Annotated in this window: 1 protein-coding gene; it reads right to left on the reverse strand. The window is 45.1% G+C overall.

What is annotated here, in order from left to right:
* Positions 1-98 precede the first annotated feature (98 nt).
* Positions 99-286 (reverse strand): recombinase RecT (locus AK963_RS30845; protein ID WP_175404824.1); only part of this gene is annotated, 188 nt, incomplete at its 5' end.

Genomic DNA, 286 nt, shown 5'->3' on the forward strand with positions numbered 1-286 from the left:
ATGAAGATATTATCAATAAATGCTGTGAGGCATGGAATGAATTACTTTCTGAAGTTGGCCGATTGAAAAGTCTATGCTCCCGTTCATGGGCTGTTATTTCATAATTTAAAAATGGAATTGGTATTAAACAGCCGACGGACAACGGTCTTTTTTGCCATTTCTTCAAAGTGCGTCTGCCACGGCCCGTCGTTTTTGGCTTTTGAGGAGTCACGCACTTTCATGATCTCCTCAACGGTCATGTATTCCACCTGAGAGCCACCGCCCTGCAGCTGCGCCACAGCGTAGA

It is taken from the genome of Endozoicomonas atrinae (genome assembly GCF_001647025.1).
Taxonomy (GTDB): Bacteria; Pseudomonadota; Gammaproteobacteria; order Pseudomonadales; family Endozoicomonadaceae; genus Endozoicomonas; species Endozoicomonas atrinae.